This is a genomic window from Arthrobacter sp. G119Y2, from assembly GCF_038069765.1.
Classification (GTDB): domain Bacteria; phylum Actinomycetota; class Actinomycetes; order Actinomycetales; family Micrococcaceae; genus Arthrobacter_B.
The window spans coordinates 73625-90095 of record NZ_JBBPFS010000006.1 but is presented as its reverse complement, the minus strand read 5'-3'; the positions used below and the strand labels follow the sequence as shown (position 1 = coordinate 90095).

Here is a 16471-nt window from a genome sequence, read left to right as displayed (position 1 = left end):
CCCGGCCGGTTACTGCAGCGTGGCCGTCAGCCGGCACACATTGTCGATGTACCGCTGCCAGACCGGGCGGTCCACCCACTCGGAGAGCAGCAGCTCCCGCGACATGGAACGGTAGGTGTCCTCGATCCGGCGGGTTTTCGCCACGATGTCGCCGTCAAACATCATGATCGACACCTCCAGGTTCAGCGAAAAGGACCGCATGTCCATGTTTGAGGAACCGAGCACCGCCACCTCGTTGTCGATGGTGAAGTGCTTGGCGTGAAGGACCAGCGGCTTCGGGTAGAGATAGATCCGGATGCCGGCCCGCAGCAGCGCCTCGTAGTAGGAGCGCTGGGCGTGGTCCACCAGGAACTGGTCGCCCTTCTCGGATACAAAAAGCTCCACCTGCACGCCGCGCTGCGCCGCCGTCGTAATGGCATACAGCAGCGAATCGTCAGGAACGAAGTACGGGCTGGTGATGGAAATCCGGTCCGAGGCCGAATAGATCAGGGAGGTGAAGAGCCGGAGGTTGTTTTCGGTGGAGAATCCGGGACCGCTGGGCACCACCTGGCAGGTGACTTCACCGGGGTGCGTTGTCCACTCGTAGAGGCTGAGTTCGCGTTCCAGGTTCTCGTCGGTTTCCGCGTTCCAGTCGGTCGCGAACACCACGTTGATTTCGTCAACCACCGGCCCCTCCAGGCGGGCCATCAGCTCCACCCATTTGCGCCCCATCCTGTGGTTGCGGGGCTTGCGGTAGGACGGTTCCACCAGGTTCTGCGAACCGGTGTAGGCCACCTGGCCGTCCACCACGAGGATCTTCCGGTGGTTGCGCAGGTCCGGGCGGCGCCACTGGCCGCGGGCCGGAAGGATGGGCAGCATGCGCCGCCACTGGATGTCGGTGCTGCGCAGTTCCTTGAGCAGCTTGCGGTATCCCTTCACCCGCAGGGTGCCGATGTGGTCAAACAGGAGCCGCACCGGCACGCCGCGGGCCGCCGCTTCCTTGAGGGCGGCAAAGAAGTCCCGGGTGACGGCGTCGTAACTCATGATGTAGAACTCGACGTGCACGTATTTCTGCGCGCCCCGGACCACCTCGGTCATCTCCCTGATGGATTCGTCGTAGTCCCGCTGCAGTTCCACTTTGTTGCCGTCCAGGCTCGGGAACGATCCCAGCCTGCGGTTCAGCTCGGTGGCGGAAACCACCCACTCGGGACCGGAATACCGGCTGCCTTCGGCCTCGAGTTCGCGGGTGTTCTCACGTACGGCCCGGTTGACTTCAGCCTGCCGTTTCACCCGGTGTTCAGACAGCCGGAAGTTCCCGAAGAGCAGGAACAGGATGATTCCCGGGACCGGAAGGAAGAAGATGCACAGCAGCCAGGCCATGGCGGTGGTGGGGCGCCGGTTGCCGGGAACCACGCCCAGCGCAATGATTCGGATGGCGTAGTCAAGGATGGTGAGTGCGGTGGCAATCCACAAAGGCAGCGTCGAACCGGTTAATGCCACCCACACACGACGCTCCCATCAGCTGATCCTTATCCTCAAGCCTAGTCTGCCGCACCGGCAAACTAGGCTGGGCACATGACTGTTCTGGTATTTTTGGACCCCGAATTCCCCGAAGGCCGCCTGGCCGACGCTTCCGTTCCGCAGCTGATGGCCACAGATCTCGGCGCGACCCGAGGCGACGGCATCTTCGAATCGATGCTGGCCGTGGACGGCAGCGCCCGCAAAATGGACGCCCACCTGGACCGGCTGACGTCCTCGGCCCGCGCCCTGGACCTTGAACCGCCGGCGCGCGGCGCCTGGGAGCGTGCCGTCGCAACAGCGCTGACGGAACTGGTGCTGCGGGAAGGCCCGGGCGAGGCCGTGGTGAAGCTGCTGCTGACCCGCGGCGTTGAAGGGGCGCACTCCCCCACGGCGTGGGTTGCCGCTTCCCCCGTTCCGGCCGGCACACGCGAACGCACTGCGGACGGCGTGTCCGTACTGCTGCTGGACCGCGGTTACGACAGCACTCTGGCGGAGCGGGCACCGTGGCTGCTCCTCGGAGCCAAGACCCTCTCCTACGCCGTCAACATGGCCGCCCTGCGCTACGCGAAGGCCAACGGCGCCGACGACGTCATTTTCACCTCCGCCGACGGCAAGGTCCTGGAAGGCCCGACGTCCAGCGTCATTTTGGCCGTGGAAGAGGACGGCGTCAAAATGCTGCTGACCCCCGAGCTGGAGAGCGGGATCCTCCCCGGCACCACCCAGCGGGCCCTGTTCGACGCCGCCGAAGCAGCCGGCTGGGCCCGGGGTTACGGCCCGCTGGAGCCGGCGCACCTGATGGAGGCCGACGCCGTGTGGCTGGTTTCCAGCATCCGGCTGCTGGCTCCGGTTACCTCCATCGACGGAACGCCGATCAGTTCCTCCCCCGCTCTCACCGAGGAACTGACCGCCCTGCTGCGGGAAGCGCTGACGGAGGGTTAACGAGAGGGAACGGCCGCCGCCGGGGCGCCCCGGCGCGGGCGCCCCGGGTCCCCGGCCGGGCCCCCGGCCGGCCTAGGTGAGGATGAAGTTGAACGTCCCCGCCGCCACGGCGGCAGCCAGTGCAGCGCCGGCAGACACCACCCCGTACAGAGCCACCCAGATATCCAGGCCGGTGAACACGGACGTCCGCGCCCAGGTCCGCTCGCCGCTGCCAAAGCCGCGCGCCTCCATGGCCGCTGCCAGCCGAATGGCGCGGCGCACCGCCTGGACCAGCAGCGCCACCGACTGCCCGAGGAAGGACCGGGCACGGGCCAGCGGCCCTGCGTCCGAGCCGATCCCGCGTGCGTGCCGGGCCATGCCCAGGGTCTGCCATTCCGAGACCAGCAGGCCGACCAGCCGCATGGCAGCCAGCGCGCCGAGCACGAAGCGGTGCGGCAGCCGCAGCTTCTGGGCCAGCGCATCCGCCAGATCCGTCGGGTCCGTGGAGACCAGCAGATAGATTCCGGGCAGGGCGATCGCCAGCCCCCGCAGTCCAATCGCGATGCCTGCCTCCACCGAATCCGATGTGAACAGCAGCGGCCCGGCGTCCAGCAGCACCACTCCGGTCTTTTCGGCCAGCAGTGCGGTGCCGTAGGCGCCGATGAGGGCAGCAACAAGCAACGGCCAGATGCGCTTGAGCAGCGTCAGCGGCTCAATCCGCAGCAGCGGCAGCAGGACCAGCTCGGACGCCAGGACTATTGAGGCACTGATCCAGTCCACGCTCACCAGCACAGCCACTGTCAGAGCCAGCGCCGCAGCCAGCTTGGACAGCGGATTGGCCCGTTCCAGCAACGTTCCGGCCGGCCGCCGGGAGGGGTTGCTCAGGTCGGCGGGTTCCTGGTGCTGTGCTGTGAAACTCAATTCTTCCGAGCGTTTCACAGCAGCGCTCCGGCCCGGGCGGTGCCGTGTTCCACCCGCAGGAGGCTGCCGCCCAGGGCAGCCAGGAATTCGGCGTCGTGGGTCACGGAGACCACCGCCGTGCCGTCAGCCACCAGCGTACGGAGCAGTGCCACGAGCTCGGCCCAGGTGTTCGCGTCCTGCCCGAAGGTGGGTTCGTCCAGGAGAAGCACAGCGGGGTCGGTGGCGATCATCGTGGCGACGGAGAGGCGGCGCTTCTCTCCGCCGGAGAGGGTGAACGGGTTGGCGTCCAGCAGCGCGGACAACCGCAGCCGGTCGGCCAGGGAAGCCACCAGCCCGGCTACCTGCGCTTCGGACTTCCGCCCCGTGCGCCGGGGTCCGAAGGCCAGTTCCTCCCGCACCGTTGCCGCGAGGAACTGGTGCTCGGGTTCCTGGAAAACGGTGCCGATCCGGGTCACCAGGTCCGTTGATTTCCACCGCGCAGGATCGGGCCCTGCAGCACCGGCCAGTGCGGGGGCGGCACGCAGGGCGCCGGCGACGGGCTTCAGCAGCCCGCCCAGGGTCAGCGCCAGCGTGGACTTTCCGGCCCCGTTGGGACCGGTGATCCCCAGGGCGGTTCCGGCCGGCAGCGCCAGGTCCACGTCTCCCACAACAGCCGGTGCCCGCTTGGAGCGTCCGGCGCCGAGACCGCGGGCTTCGAGCAGGAGTTCCCCCGGTGTTCCGGCCGCCGGACCGCCAACGGCCGGCCGCACTCCGGGCAGCCAGACCCCCGCGGCGCGGAGGCGGTCCCGGTTGGACGGATCGGTGAGGACCTTCGAGGGCGGTCCGTCGGCGAGGATTCCGCCGTCGGCCGCCAGGACCACCACGCGGTCCACGACGTCGGCCCACACTGAAACGCGGTGTTCCACCACGATGAGCGTGGCGCCGGTGCGTTCCAGGACGCGTTCGACGGCGGCGCGGACCTCCAGCACTCCCGCCGGGTCCAGGTTGGCCGTGGGTTCATCGAGCAGCAGCAGCCCGGGCCGCATGGCCAGCACCGATGCCAGAGCCAGCCGCTGTTTCTGCCCGCCGGACAGGGCTGCGGTGGGATGGTGCAGCGGAACCCGGAGCCCGACGTCGTCCAGGCTCGCCCGGACCCGTTCCCAAATCTCCTGCGGCGGCACCCGGAGGTTTTCGGCGCCGAACGCCACTTCGTCGCCCACCCGGGAGAGCACCAGCTGGGAGTCGGGATCCTGCAGCACGAGCCCGGCCCGGCCGCGGGCCTTCAGCGGAGTTTCCCCGTCCAGGGTCAGGGTGCCGTGCTCCTCGCCCGCGGCATCGGGGCCGGACCCTTCGCCCAGCACGCCGGCGAGGGCATGCAGCAGGGTGGATTTGCCGGCGCCGGAGGCCCCGAGCAGCAGCACCTTTTCGCCGGCCTCAATGTCCAGTGACAGGGAGGAGACGGCCGGGGTGCTGCGCCCGGAGTGCCGCCAGCTGTAGTCGCGGGCTCGGACCGCTGCGGGAGCTCCGGCCGGGGACCGCCTAGGCGCGTGCATGGGAGCGAACGTCCGCAGCCCGTCCGGACGCAAACGGGGCCAGCACTCCGGTGCGGGCCAGCGCCCGGGCGATCAGCCAGGAGACAAATCCGGCAATGACGGCTCCGGAGACGGCGGCGAACAGCGTGTACAGCGCCTGCCACTGGAAGGCCCATTCCGGCTTGTAGAGGATGCTTTCACTGACGCCGAGGAAGATTCCCGAGACAAGTCCGGCCAGCACCGCCACGGGCAGCGTGTACCGGAGGTAAAGGAACGCCAGGAACACCAGTTCCGCGCCGAGGCCCTGGATGAAGCCGGAGAGCAGCACTGACAGGCCGAACTGGGTGCCCAGCACGCCGGAAACTGCGGCGGCGAGGACTTCGCAGTAAATTGCAGCGCCGGGTTTGCGGATAATGAGCGCACCGAGAACGCCGGCGATCAACCATCCGCCGGTGTACAGCCCGCCGAGCGGAGGGAAAGCAAGGATCAGGGCTTCAACGCCGGCGTAGCCCAGGGACCAGGCCCAAAAAATTACGCCTACTGCCACGCCCAGCACAGAGGCGACCACAATATCCACCACCCGCCACGGGCGCCGGAGGGATGACAACTGCTGCTGGAAACGGTTCTGCTGCATAAAAAAATCCTCCTGAGGTACAGGAGGGGAGGGACCGTCCACGGCGGACTGCCGTGAGGTCCCGTGAGATCTCGACTCCCTAGCGCCGGTACTAACCGGATCAGGTTCGAGGGTCTGCGGATGTCCGCACTCTCAGCGCCGTTGGTCTTTCCTTGTTCTTTCTGACCGGCTGTAATCCCGGGCAGAGAGCAAGGGCAGAGGCGCTCCCCTGTCGTATGTTTGCGCCTCCCACTGTACACACGGAACGGCCCGAAGGGGAGGATCGGCGGGTAGGGTTAGGGAAAAGGCCTTCAACCCTAGGAGCATCATGAACCTGATCCTCAAACTGCTCGCCACCGGTGCCAGCATCGGCGCCGGTCTCCTGTCCGCCAAGATCCTGGACTTTGTCTGGACCCGCGTCACGGGCAACGAGCCGCCCCGCGACAAGGACGGTGTCCTGGACGTGAGCCTGCGCACCGCGGTGATCTTCGCCGTCGTATCCGGTGCCGTCAGCCAGGGCATCCGCGTGCTGACGAACCGGGGCACCCAGCGCGCCATCCAGCGCTACCAGAAGACGCCGGAAATCGTCTAGGCGTCCTCCGCCTTACTTCGGGGCGCTCAGCCCTCGGGACTGTGTCCCGGGCGGCGGGCGCCCTGATTGTTTTCCGCTTCGGCTCCGGATACAGCCCCGGGCTGCGCCTCGGGAGCCCGGGCCGGAGTAACGGGTACGGCGTCGTCGTCCAGCGAGCCGGCCGGCGGGTGTTCGCCGGGGTCGTCGTCCACGCGCGGGTCTTCACTGTCGCTGTCATCCCCGGCGGTTCCGGCGTTGGCCTGCAGCAGCAGCTCCTGCGCCCGCGCCACAACGTCGTCGAGCTCGTCGATCGTCAGCAGCTCCGGCCGCAGGTGCTTGGTGCGGTAACCCGCGCGGCCAATCATGTGGGCGGAGACCGGGGCGGTGAGGAGCATGAACAGCCAGCACACGGCAAGGACCGGCAGCAGGACCCAGCTTTCAAACTGCACGGCCATGGCCAGCAGGAACAGCAGCAGGCCCAGCACCTGGGGTTTGGAGGCGGCGTGCATCCGGCTCATGAGGTCGGGGAAACGCGTGAGGCCAATGGCTGCGGCCAGCGACATCAGGGCACCGCCGAGCATCAGGACTCCGACAATGACGTCTTTCAGTTCCTGGTTCACCGGTTATCTCCTGTCCGTAACGAAGCGGGCAACCGTCACGGAGCCGATGAAGCCGATCAGCGAGACGGACACCAGGAGCGCCAGGAAGTTGAGGTTCTTGTTCACGATCATGTCCGTTGCGAGAGCGGCACCAACGATTGCCAGCAGGACATCGGCTGCCAGCACCCGGTCCAGAATGGACGGTCCGCGGGCGATCCGGAAAATCGCACCGGCCGCTGCGGCCGACAGCATGATGGACACCAGGACCACAAAAACGGTCATCATGACGGGGCTCCCTTGCTGGTTGCAGCGGTACCGCCCGGCACGGCGGCTTCTCCTCGGGACAACGCTTCTTCAGCCTTCAAGACTTCCAGGTCCTCGCGGGTGCCGATGCTGCGGATCAGCCAGGATTCGGTGTCCCGGACGTCCTTGCGGACCTTGTCCGCGTGTTCGGGGGTGGAAACGTTCAGGCAGTGCAGGTACAGCGTGGAGGTGGACCGGTCCACCTCCACCACCAGGGAACCGGGGATCAGCGACAGCGCGTGGCCGGTGGCCGTGACCAGAAGGTCCGAGTGGCTGCGCAGTTTCACGCCCACCACGGCGTTCTTGATGTACGGACCCTTAGCAACGGACAGCCACAGCACTTCGAAGCTGGCGTGGACCAGCTTGTAGAAGAAGCGGACCGCGAAGCCCAGCGCATAAACCGGGTTGAACCGGCCGCTGAGCTCCACCGGCGGCAGGTAGAAGATGTTGGCCACGATGAAAGCGATAACCGCACCGAAGACCAGGTTGCCGGCGCTGAAATCCTGCCAGAGGGCGCCCCAGAGGAACACCAGCCAGATCAGCAGCGGGATTTCCTTGAGCAGCGGCACGCGCGGGCGCTTGCGCATTTGGGCTTTGCGGGTCATCGGTTAGCCCCCTCTCCCAAAACGGCTTCAATGTAGGGCGTGCGGTCCAGCAGGTCCTGTGCCGCGTCGTCGCTGAGCGAGAACAGCGGCCCGGCCAGGACACTGAGCGAAACACCCAGTGCCACGAGCCCCACGGTGGGATACACCATGGTCCGCGGCAGCAGGTCGACGGCGTCGCGGCCGGCGAACTTCCCCGAGGACTTCTCGGTAACGTCGCCGGAGTTGCGCAGCGAAGAGCCGCCGACGCCCGTGGCCAGCAGGATGGGGTCGGGGTGCACTGCGTCCTCCGGTGTCCGCCAGAATGCCCGGTTCCAGACGCGGGCCATCACGAGCAGGGTCAGGAGGCTGGTCAGCACGCTGGCGGCTACCAGGACGTAGGCCAGCGGAGTACCCAGGTCCACGCCGGCCTCCATGAGCCCGAGCTTGCCGAGGAAGCCGGAGAACGGCGGAATCCCGCCGAGGTTGATGGCCGGAATGAAGTACAGCACGGCCAGCAGCGGGGACAGCTTGGCCAGCCCGCCCAGCCGGTCCATGTTGGCGGTGCCGCCGCGGCGCTCAATCAGGCCTGTGACCAGGAACAGCGAGGTCTGGATCGTAATGTGGTGGACCACGTAGAACACGGCGGATCCAATGCCGATCACCGATCCCACGGCCAGCCCGAACACCATGTAGCCGATGTGGCTGACCAGGGTGAAGGAGAGCATTCGCTTGATATCCGTCTGCGCCAGCGCGCCGAGGATCCCGACCACCATGGTCAGCCCCGCCACCACCATTAGCAGCGTATTGATCCGGTCGCCGGGGAAGAGCAGCGTCTCGGTCCGGACCATGGCGTAGACGCCAACCTTGGTCAGCAGCCCGGCAAACACGGCGGTCACCGGAGCCGGAGCCGTCGGGTAGGAGTCAGGCAGCCAGAAGGACAGCGGGAAGACGGCGGCCTTGATGCCGAACGCCACCAGCAGCATCAGGTGCAGCATCAGCTGTGTGCCCGGGTCCAGGTCGCCCAGTTTGACGGCCAGATCGGCCATGTTGACCGTGCCGGTGGCCGCGTAAATCATGGCAATGGTGATCAGGAACAGCAGCGAGGAAACCACGCTCACCACCACGTAGGTGACGCCGGCGCGGATGCGCGGCGTGGTCCCGCCCAGGGTCATCAGCACGTAGCTGGCCGTAAGCAGGATTTCGAAGCCCACGTACAGGTTGAACAGGTCTCCGGCGAGGAAGGCATTGGACACCCCGGCCACCAGGATCAGGTAGGTCGGGTGGAAGATCGAGATCGGCCCGTCCTCGTCGCCGTCGGTCATGCCCTGCCCCGCGGCGTATATGAGGACCGCCAGGCTAACGGCCGAGGAGACCACCAGCATCAGCGCGGAGAACTGGTCCACCACCATGGTGATGCCCACCGGCGGCAGCCAGCCGCCCAGGTTCACCGCCTGCGCACCGGTCTCCCACACCGAGAACAGCAGGATCACTTCCAGGATCAGCGTCACGGTCAGGATGCTGATGCTGATTACGCGCTGGGCGCGCGTGTGCCGGATCAGGATGAAGGCCAGGGCGGCACCGAAGAACGGCAGGACCACCGCCAGCGGGGCCAGACTTATCGTGTTCATTCCTTGGCCTCCGGGCTGGTGCTCTGACCGGTGGCGCGCAGGGAGCCCGGCGCCTCTTCAGCCTCTTCGGGCGGGGTGAATTCGGTGGTGTCCTCGGGGACATCGGCGTCGTCTTCGGCATCAAAGCTGCTCTGGCTCGCCACGCGGCGGTCTTCGATGTCGTCCTGGACCTCATCCTGGCGGCTCAGCACCCAGGAACGGTAAATGATGCCCAGCATGAACGCGGTCACGGAGAAGGAGATGACGATGGAGGTGAGGATAAAGGCCTGGGGCAGCGGGTCGTTGTAATCTTCCGCTGCAATGTCCGCATTGAACAGCGGGGCAAGGCCCTGGAACCCGCCGGTGGAGAGCAGCAGGATGTTCGTGGCGTTGGTGAGCATGGTCAGCCCCAGCACCACGCGGGTCAGGCTGCGCTCCAGGAGCAGGTAGATGCCGCAGGCGTACAGCGCTCCCATGATGACCATAAAGGTGATGTTTATGCTCATCGGGCTACCTCCTCCTCTCGGCTGGCTATTTCGGGTTCGGGCTCCAGCGTCTCGTCCTGGCTGGAGGAACCGCCTTCACTGCGTTCATCAATTTCGGAGCCCAGGCTCCGCAGGACATCCAGCACCAGTCCGACCACCACGAGGTACACGCCGATGTCGAAGATGGTGGAGGTGACGAACTTGATCTCGCCGAAGAGCGGCCAGGTGAACTTGATAATGGCGCTCTGCAGCACCTGCCCGCCGAAGAACAGCGGCACGGCCGCTGACAATCCGGCTATGCCGAGCCCGCCGCCAAGCAGGAGGCCGGCGCTGACCGGGCTTGCTTCCGCCAGTTCGAAGCGGCCGCCGGCCAGGTAGCGGATGGTCAGGGCGAGTCCGGCCATGAGCCCGCCGGCAAAACCGCCGCCGGGCATGTTGTGGCCGGCCAGCAGCAGGTAGATCGAGAACAGGATCACCGAGTGGAACAGCAGGCGCGTGACCACTTCGAAGATGATTGACCGGCGTTCCGGGGCAAGTGTCCGGCCGGCAACCAGCCAGGCGTCACGGCTGACGCTGGAGAACTTGCGGGCCAGTGCCAGTGTGGCCTGCTGGCGTCCGGACGACGACGCAAAGTGTTCGCGTCCCCGGTCCACGGAGCCGGTGGCAACGCCCTCGGCCCGGCGTCGCTTGTCGCCGCGTCCGCGGACAAAGATCAGAGACGCGACGCCGGTGGCGGCCATGGCGAGGACGGAGAGCTCTCCGAAGGTGTCCCACGCGCGGACGTCAACGAGCGTCACGTTAACAATGTTGGCGCCGCCGCCCACCTCGTAGGCCAGGTCCGGGAATGCCAGCGATATCGGCTCGGCGACCCGGGAAGCCATGGCCGTCATGGCGATCATGACCATGGTGGCTCCGAAGGCCAGGCCCAGCGCCGCGCGCAGCAGCCGGTGGCCGGCCGGTTCGCGCTTCCACAGCCGGGCGGGCAGGGAACGCAGTGCCAGGACAAAGGCCACCAGGACGATGGTTTCCACGAGCATCTGGGTCAGGGCCAGGTCGGGTGCGCCCTGCAGGGCGAAGATCAGGGCAATTCCGTAGCCGGTGACGCTGACCATCAGCACTGCGAGGAAGCGCTTGTTGGCGCGGGCTGCTGCCAGCGCACCCAGGATAATGCCGACGCCGATGACTACCTGCAGCGGCGAGTCAAACCAGTGGAACTGCTCGGGCAGGGGTGCGTCCCGCACGATGAGCGCAAACAGCGGGGTCACGACCGCCACCGACAGGATGACGAAGAGGTAGAACATCAGCGAACCGCGCTGGGTGCGGCCGGTAACCCAGACTGCGACGTCGTCGAGCACGCCGATGATCCCGCGGTAGGAGCGCTCGGCATCCAGCGGGGCGGTGAACCGTGCCTGCACCCGTTCCACGCCGAGGCGCTGCCAGAAGAGCAGCAGCCCCATGCCGATCGTGATGACCGTGAGCAGCAGGGCGGTGGTGAAGCCGTGCCACAGCGCCAGGTGCGTGGGGTCGCCGTCGGCCGGGTACAGATCAGCGTAGGAAACGATGGCCGCGTCCAGCGGTGCCGGCCACAGGCCGAACACCACGCTGACGACGGCGAGGATGCCCGGAGCCGCGAGGAAGGCCCAGGGAACCCGCTTGAAGGGCGTGGGCGGGCAGTTTGCCTTGGTGGCAAAACCGCCCCAGACAAACCGGGCACTGTAGGCGAAAGTGAGGATGGAACCGATGACGACGCCGGCCAGCAGCACCGCAGCTCCTGCGGTTCCCTGCTTCTCGGCGTAGTGGACGAAGGTCTCGTAGACCGATTCCTTCCCCACGAAGCCGAGCAGCGGCGGAACCCCCGCCATCGAAGCGGCGCCGATGAGCGCCACGATGAACAGCTGCGGGGAGGAGCGGTGGATGCCGGAGAGCTTGCGGATGTCGCGGGTGCCCGACTGGTGGTCGACGATGCCCACCACCAGGAACAGGGTCGCCTTGAAGAAGCCGTGGGCCAGCAGCATGCCCAGCCCGGCAACGGCGGCTTCCCGGTTGCCGAGCCCCACCACAAGGGTCAGGAAACCGAGCTGGCTGACGGTTCCGTAGGCCAGGATCAGCTTCAGGTCGTACTGGCGCAGCGCGCGCCAGCCGCCCAGCAGCATCGTCGAAAGGCCCAGGACCAGCACGACGACGTGCCAGTACGCGGACTCCGAGAAGCCGGGGGCGAGGCGTGCCACCAGGTAGATGCCGGCCTTGACCATGGCAGCGGCGTGCAGATAGGCGCTGACCGGCGTGGGCGCGGCCATGGCGGCAGGGAGCCAGAAGTGGAACGGGAGCAGCGCGGATTTCGACACCGCGCCGACGAGCATCAGCACAATGGCCACGTCGACTACGGCGCCGCGCTCAAGCAGCTGCGGAGCCATGGCCAGGATTTCGGAGATCCGCAGGGTACCGGCGGTGTCTCCGATCAGGACCATGCCCACCAGCATCGTCAGGCCGCCGAAGGTGGTGACGATCAGCGCCTGCAGGGCCGCCCGGCGTGCCGACAAACGGTGCGCCGAGTAGCCGATCAGCAGGTAGGACAGAATGGTGGTCAGTTCCCAGAAAATGAACAGCAGGATCAGGTCATCTGCCGTCACAAGGCCGAACATTGCCGCGGCGAAGGCCAGCAGCTGGGAACCAAAGGCACCCATTTGGGGGTCCCCGGGCCGGAAATAGCGGGCGCAGTAGAAAAGGACCAGTGATCCGACGCCGAGGATAAGGATGGAAAGGACCGCGGCCAGGGTGTCCATCCGGAATGCCAGCTCCACGCGGAGATCAGGAATCCAGGGGATGATCACGGACGGCGGGGCGTTGGGAGCGCCCGAGGCCAGCGTCTGGTCGGCACCTGTGTACCGGGGGAACGTGACCAGCAGCCACACAAAGGCTGCTGCGGGGACGGCGGCAAGGACGTAGAACGCCGACCGGCCGATCCTGCGGAACAATAAGGGCGCCACCAATGCCACCGTAAACAAAACGGTGAGCACAATTAGCACTAGATCTCCCGAGCTTTTTTGACTGTCTTCCAGCCGCGGACAGGGCTGCAGTTATCAAGGTGGTGGTCAGAGGGCGTCCACCTATTCTACCCATGGCATACAGCCAAGTCTCATCGGCGTTGTCACAGCGGGCGCCGCACCAACAGACATGCCGGAGCTTCCGGGTAACCCGGCCCCCGCACCGCGCAGGGATAGCATCTGGCTTATGACCTCCGACACAGAAGTTCCGCGCGCATCACCCGGCGGTTTCCGGCCGCCGGACATCCGGAAGCGGCAGGTCGCGGCATGGGCGGCCTGGGACTGGGGATCCGCGGCGTTCAACGCGGTCATGACGACCTTTGTGTTCACCGTGTACCTGACGTCCGAGAGCTTCGGCGGCGAGGCTCATGCCTCCTCGGTCCTCGGATACGGCGTGGCACTGGCAGGAGTGGCAGTGGCGCTGCTGGCGCCCGTCGTCGGGCAGCGCTCCGACGCCGGCGGCCGGCGGAAGCTGTGGCTCGGGATCAATACGGGGATGGTCTGCCTGGTCACCGCCCTCTGCTTCTTTGTCTTTCCGCGCCCGGAGTTCCTGCTGCTGGGAGTGGGCCTGATTGCACTGGGCAACGTCTTCAGCGAATTTGCCGGCGTCAACTACAACGCCATGCTGTCGCAGATCTCCACCCCCGCCACGGTCGGCAGGGTCAGCGGCTTCGGCTGGGGCATGGGGTACGTGGGCGGCATCGCTGCCCTGGCCGCAGTGCTGGTCGGATTTATCAACCCCGATGTCGGATGGTTCGGCGTCACCTCGGAGGACGGCCTGAACATCCGGGCCGTTGCTGTCTTCGCCGCCGTCTGGCTGGCCGTCTTTGCGCTTCCGGTGTTGTTCATGGTTCCCGAAGTCCCCCGGCAGCAGCGTGCCGCGGGAATCGGCTTCTTCGCCTCCTACGGGCTGCTCTTCCGCCGCATCAAGGCCATTTTCAAGACCAGCCCGCACACGGTCTGGTTCCTGCTGGCCAGCGCCGTGTTCCGGGACGGCCTGGCCGCGGTCTTCACCTTCGGCGGCGTGATTGCCGGGGGAACCTTCGGCTGGGAATTGCCCGAGGTGATCATGTTCGCGATCTTCGGCAACGTGGTGGCCGCCGTGGGCGCCATCGCCGGCGGGGTTCTCGATGACCGGGTCGGACCGAAAAACGTCATTGTCTTCTCGCTGGTCGGGCTGCTGGTCTCCGGCGGACTGATCGCGGTTTTTGGCCCCGATGAGCAGAGCATGCTGGGGCTGCAGTGGTCCGGCGACACCACGTTCTGGATCTTCGGCCTGCTCCTGTGCCTGTTTGTGGGACCGGCCCAGTCCGCGTCCCGGGCCTTCCTGGCCAGGCTTGCACCCGAAGGCCAGGAAGCCGAACTGTTCGGGCTCTACGCCACGACCGGCCGTGCCGTGAGCTTCCTGGCACCGGCACTGTTCGCCGCGTTCATCAGCATCTTCGGCGCCCAGCGCTACGGCATCCTGGGCATCCTGCTCGTCCTGCTCCTGGGCCTGCTGGCACTGCTGCCCGTCCGCTCTCCGGACAAGACACCGCGTGCGGTGGTTCCGGAAGTATAACGGCGGTTCCGGAGGCTCGGAGGAGCCTAGACCGCGCTGCGGTGGAAGTTCAGGTGGCTGCGCGACGCCGTCGGGCCGCGCTGCCCCTGGTAGCGGTTGCCGTACTGCCCGGAGCCGTAGGCGAACTCTGCGGGCGAGGTCAGCCGGAAGAAGCACAGCTGGCCGATCTTGGACCCGGGCCAGAGCTTGATCGGCAGCGTTGCCATGTTGGACAGCTCCAGCGTGACGTGGCCGGAGAACCCGGGGTCGATGAAGCCGGCCGTGGAGTGAGTCAGCAGGCCGAGCCGGCCCAGCGAGGACTTGCCCTCAAGCCGCGCGGCGATATCGTCCGGAAGGGTGACGGTCTCGTAGGTGGAACCGAGCACAAATTCACCCGGGTGCAGAATGAACGGTTCATCGGGATCGACCTCCACCAGGCGGGTCAGGTCCGGCTGGTCCAGGGAGGGATCGATGTGCGCGTACTTGTGGTTGTCGAAGAGCCGGAAGAACCGGTCAATGCGCACATCCACACTGGACGGCTGGACCATTCCGGGTTCATAGGGATCAAGAACGATCCGCTTGTCGGCAATTTCGGTTCGGATGTCGCGGTCAGAAATCAGCACCTTCTAAAAATAGCGCATTCCCGCCCTCCGGCCGCCCGGGTCCGGCCGGTGCCCTCAGCGGCCGATTTCCGTCCGGACCGCGTACAGCTCGGGGAAAAACGTCAGCTCCAGCGCCCGCTGGAGGAAGGAAGCTCCGGAGGATCCGCCGGTTCCCCGCTTGAATCCGATGGTGCGCTCCACAGTCTTCAGGTGCCGGAAGCGCCACAGCTGGAAGTTGTCTTCCAGGTCCACGAGCTCCTCGCAGGCTTCGTAGATGTCCCAGTGCTCGGAAGCGTTCTCGTAAACGTGTTTGTAAACACGCATCAGGTCCTCGTTCGCCACGTGTGCCCGGGTCACGTCCCGGTCCAGCAGCTCCCCGGGGACGGCGTATCCGCGCCGGTGCAGGAAGCGGATGAACTCGTCGTAGATGCTGGTTTGTCCGAGGAGCTCGGTGAGCAGTTCCATAGCTGCCGGATCCGCTGCAAAGACATTGACCATACCGGCGTTCTTATTGCCCAGCAGGAATTCCACCGCGCGGTACTGGTAGGACTGGAACCCGCTGGAGGCGCCGAGGTCCCCGCGGAACTCCGCGTACTCCGAGGGAGTCAGCGTGGCCAGCACTGACCATTGTTCCGTCAGCGAGCGCTGGATGTGCTTGATCCGGGCGATACCCTTCATGGCCCCGCGCAGGTTGTCCCCGGCAAGCTTGGACCGCACGGCCCGCAGCTCGTGCAGGACCAGCTTCAGCCACAGCTCAGAGGTCTGGTGCTGAATGATGAACAGCATTTCATCGTGGTGCTCGGGATTGCTGACCGGATGCTGGGAGTCCAGCAGCGTCTCCAGCGCCAGGTAGGAGCCGTAGCTCATCTTGTCGCTGAAGTCCCGTTCGATACCGGCTTCCAGGCTGCGGGTGTTCCTGCTGACGCTCATCGGTGCTCCGTGTTTCGTGGCGGTTCAGACAGCTCCTACGGTAGCCCTCCCCGGTGCGCTGCGCCCTCCCCGGCGCACCGGCGGCTCCGCATTCGAAAGACCCGCCGCTTGAAAGACCCCCCTGCCGCTGTGCCAAACTTGCCGCTGGGTATAACGCGATGAACAAGGCATTTAACAGAACTTCCAAGGAGAGTCCCATGGAGAACACCGACAGCACCGAGAGCACCGGCAACACCGAGAGCACGGGACAGGAAGATGCCGTTCCCGGGCAGACGCAGTATCAGGATCCGGAGGGAGCAGCAGCGCTGGAAGAGGCGATTGCTGCCGGAAAAGAAGGACGGATCAGCAGCCAGGAGCTGGTGGCGCGCATCTGCGAATCGGAGCTGCTCAGCGTGGGCCGGCTCCAGGACGAGCAGGATCCCGCGTCCTTCCAGGCACTGGTCCTGAGGGCGCCGGAGGGTGAATCCGCGGTGGCAGCCACTTTCACCACCGCCGCCCGCGTCCCGGAGCAGATCCGGGAACAGGCCCCGGTTATGGTCAAGGCCGGGGGTGAGGCGACGCTGCGCAGCATTGCGCAGGGCTACGGGCTGGCGATCAACCCGGGCAGTGACATGGGCCTTGAACTGGCGCCCGAGGGTGTAGCGGCCATTGTGGCCGCCTATGACCAGGCTGCAGCCAACCGGGCGGCACCGGCAGCTTCCGACGGCGAAGCAGACACCCCGCAGGCACCGTAACGGGGGCGG

The 16471-nt window shown here is 66.4% G+C and carries 15 protein-coding genes, 1 pseudogene and 1 riboswitch; of the genes and pseudogenes, 4 read left to right on the top strand and 12 right to left on the bottom strand.

The features are described from left to right. Window positions 1-9: 9 nt before the first annotated feature. The gene (gene cls / locus WKB88_RS14050; RefSeq protein ID WP_445818928.1) at window positions 10-1485 is read right to left on the bottom strand and encodes a cardiolipin synthase; all 1476 of its coding nucleotides are present in this window, start codon (window positions 1483-1485) and stop codon (window positions 10-12) included. A gap of 69 nt (window positions 1486-1554) precedes the next feature. On the opposite strand from cls, the gene WKB88_RS14045 reads away from it, so the two are divergent. Further along, entirely contained in the window at window positions 1555-2439 is an 885-nt protein-coding gene (locus WKB88_RS14045; RefSeq protein ID WP_341395170.1) for an aminodeoxychorismate lyase, read from the top strand. A gap of 72 nt (window positions 2440-2511) precedes the next feature. Here WKB88_RS14045 and WKB88_RS14040 read toward each other — a convergent pair whose 3' ends face one another. Genes WKB88_RS14040 through WKB88_RS14030 form a run of 3 tightly spaced genes read right to left on the bottom strand, consistent with a single transcriptional unit; the run spans window position 2512 to window position 5484 of the window. Next, window positions 2512-3303, bottom strand: coding sequence for an energy-coupling factor transporter transmembrane component T family protein (locus WKB88_RS14040; RefSeq protein ID WP_341395306.1), 792 nt, complete (start codon window positions 3301-3303; stop codon window positions 2512-2514). Window positions 3304-3353: 50 nt separating this feature from the next. After that, window positions 3354-4871: an ABC transporter ATP-binding protein gene (locus WKB88_RS14035; protein ID WP_341395169.1), complete on the bottom strand. Its 1518-nt coding sequence runs from the start codon at window positions 4869-4871 to the stop codon at window positions 3354-3356. Next, window positions 4858-5484, bottom strand: a complete 627-nt coding sequence (locus tag WKB88_RS14030) for an ECF transporter S component (protein WP_341395168.1) — start codon at window positions 5482-5484, stop codon at window positions 4858-4860. Before WKB88_RS14030 ends, WKB88_RS14035 begins: the two co-directional genes overlap by 14 nt. A 59-nt stretch (window positions 5485-5543) precedes the next feature. Continuing rightward, a riboswitch (TPP riboswitch) is annotated at window positions 5544-5704 on the bottom strand. Between the two features lie 87 nt (window positions 5705-5791). Here WKB88_RS14030 and WKB88_RS14025 point away from each other — a divergent pair. Further along, window positions 5792-6055, top strand: coding sequence for a DUF4235 domain-containing protein (locus tag WKB88_RS14025; RefSeq protein WP_341395167.1), 264 nt, complete (start codon window positions 5792-5794; stop codon window positions 6053-6055). 257 nt (window positions 6056-6312) lie between these two features. Here the strand turns inward: WKB88_RS14025 and mnhG are convergent. From mnhG to WKB88_RS13995, 6 genes and pseudogenes are all read right to left on the bottom strand, one after another. Continuing rightward, a pseudogene (gene mnhG, locus WKB88_RS14020) lies at window positions 6313-6654 on the bottom strand (monovalent cation/H(+) antiporter subunit G); the annotation flags it as partial. Between the two features lie 3 nt (window positions 6655-6657). After that, window positions 6658-6918, bottom strand: coding sequence for a monovalent cation/H+ antiporter complex subunit F (locus WKB88_RS14015; RefSeq protein WP_341395166.1), 261 nt, complete (start codon window positions 6916-6918; stop codon window positions 6658-6660). Then, complete coding sequence (locus tag WKB88_RS14010; RefSeq protein ID WP_341395165.1) at window positions 6915-7541, bottom strand: Na+/H+ antiporter subunit E; 627 nt, start codon at window positions 7539-7541, stop codon at window positions 6915-6917. The genes WKB88_RS14015 and WKB88_RS14010 overlap by 4 nt, the downstream gene beginning before the upstream one ends. Beyond that, complete coding sequence (locus tag WKB88_RS14005; RefSeq protein ID WP_341395164.1) at window positions 7538-9148, bottom strand: Na+/H+ antiporter subunit D; 1611 nt, start codon at window positions 9146-9148, stop codon at window positions 7538-7540. Before WKB88_RS14005 ends, WKB88_RS14010 begins: the two co-directional genes overlap by 4 nt. Next, window positions 9145-9633 carry a Na(+)/H(+) antiporter subunit C gene (locus tag WKB88_RS14000; protein WP_152223407.1) on the bottom strand — a complete coding sequence of 163 codons (489 nt, stop codon included), beginning with the start codon at window positions 9631-9633 and terminating at the stop codon, window positions 9145-9147. The genes WKB88_RS14005 and WKB88_RS14000 overlap by 4 nt, the downstream gene beginning before the upstream one ends. Next, entirely contained in the window at window positions 9630-12638 is a 3009-nt protein-coding gene (locus tag WKB88_RS13995) for a Na+/H+ antiporter subunit A (RefSeq protein ID WP_341395163.1), read from the bottom strand. Before WKB88_RS13995 ends, WKB88_RS14000 begins: the two co-directional genes overlap by 4 nt. Window positions 12639-12843: 205 nt before the next feature. On the opposite strand from WKB88_RS13995, the gene WKB88_RS13990 reads away from it, so the two are divergent. Then, window positions 12844-14217 (top strand): MFS transporter, encoded by a 1374-nt coding sequence (locus tag WKB88_RS13990; RefSeq protein ID WP_341395162.1) that lies wholly within the window; start codon window positions 12844-12846, stop codon window positions 14215-14217. A 26-nt stretch (window positions 14218-14243) separates the two neighbouring features. Here the strand turns inward: WKB88_RS13990 and dcd are convergent, their stop codons facing one another. Beyond that, window positions 14244-14819: a dCTP deaminase gene (gene dcd, locus WKB88_RS13985; RefSeq protein WP_341395161.1), complete on the bottom strand. Its 576-nt coding sequence runs from the start codon at window positions 14817-14819 to the stop codon at window positions 14244-14246. A gap of 54 nt (window positions 14820-14873) precedes the next feature. Next, entirely contained in the window at window positions 14874-15728 is an 855-nt protein-coding gene (locus tag WKB88_RS13980; protein ID WP_341395160.1) for a tryptophan 2,3-dioxygenase, read from the bottom strand. Window positions 15729-15925: 197 nt separating this feature from the next. On the opposite strand from WKB88_RS13980, the gene WKB88_RS13975 reads away from it, so the two are divergent. Further along, entirely contained in the window at window positions 15926-16462 is a 537-nt protein-coding gene (locus WKB88_RS13975) for an SseB family protein (RefSeq protein WP_341395159.1), read from the top strand. The last annotated feature ends 9 nt before the right edge of the window (window positions 16463-16471 follow it).

Bases quoted from the DNA above. Each gene is read 5' to 3' on its own strand.
- WKB88_RS14035 (WP_341395169.1), bottom strand. From the start codon at position 4,871: ATGCACGCGCCTAGGCGGTCCCCGGCCGGAGCTCCCGCAGCGGTCCGA.
- WKB88_RS14030 (WP_341395168.1), bottom strand. From the start codon at position 5,484: ATGCAGCAGAACCGTTTCCAGCAGCAGTTGTCATCCCTCCGGCGCCCG.
- WKB88_RS13990 (WP_341395162.1), top strand. From the start codon at position 12,844: ATGACCTCCGACACAGAAGTTCCGCGCGCATCACCCGGCGGTTTCCGG.
- WKB88_RS14045 (WP_341395170.1), top strand. From the start codon at position 1,555: ATGACTGTTCTGGTATTTTTGGACCCCGAATTCCCCGAAGGCCGCCTG.
- WKB88_RS14015 (WP_341395166.1), bottom strand. From the start codon at position 6,918: ATGATGACCGTTTTTGTGGTCCTGGTGTCCATCATGCTGTCGGCCGCA.
- WKB88_RS14010 (WP_341395165.1), bottom strand. From the start codon at position 7,541: ATGACCCGCAAAGCCCAAATGCGCAAGCGCCCGCGCGTGCCGCTGCTC.
- WKB88_RS14025 (WP_341395167.1), top strand. From the start codon at position 5,792: ATGAACCTGATCCTCAAACTGCTCGCCACCGGTGCCAGCATCGGCGCC.
- WKB88_RS14005 (WP_341395164.1), bottom strand. From the start codon at position 9,148: ATGAACACGATAAGTCTGGCCCCGCTGGCGGTGGTCCTGCCGTTCTTC.
- WKB88_RS14000 (WP_152223407.1), bottom strand. From the start codon at position 9,633: ATGAGCATAAACATCACCTTTATGGTCATCATGGGAGCGCTGTACGCC.
- WKB88_RS13980 (WP_341395160.1), bottom strand. From the start codon at position 15,728: ATGAGCGTCAGCAGGAACACCCGCAGCCTGGAAGCCGGTATCGAACGG.
- WKB88_RS13975 (WP_341395159.1), top strand. From the start codon at position 15,926: ATGGAGAACACCGACAGCACCGAGAGCACCGGCAACACCGAGAGCACG.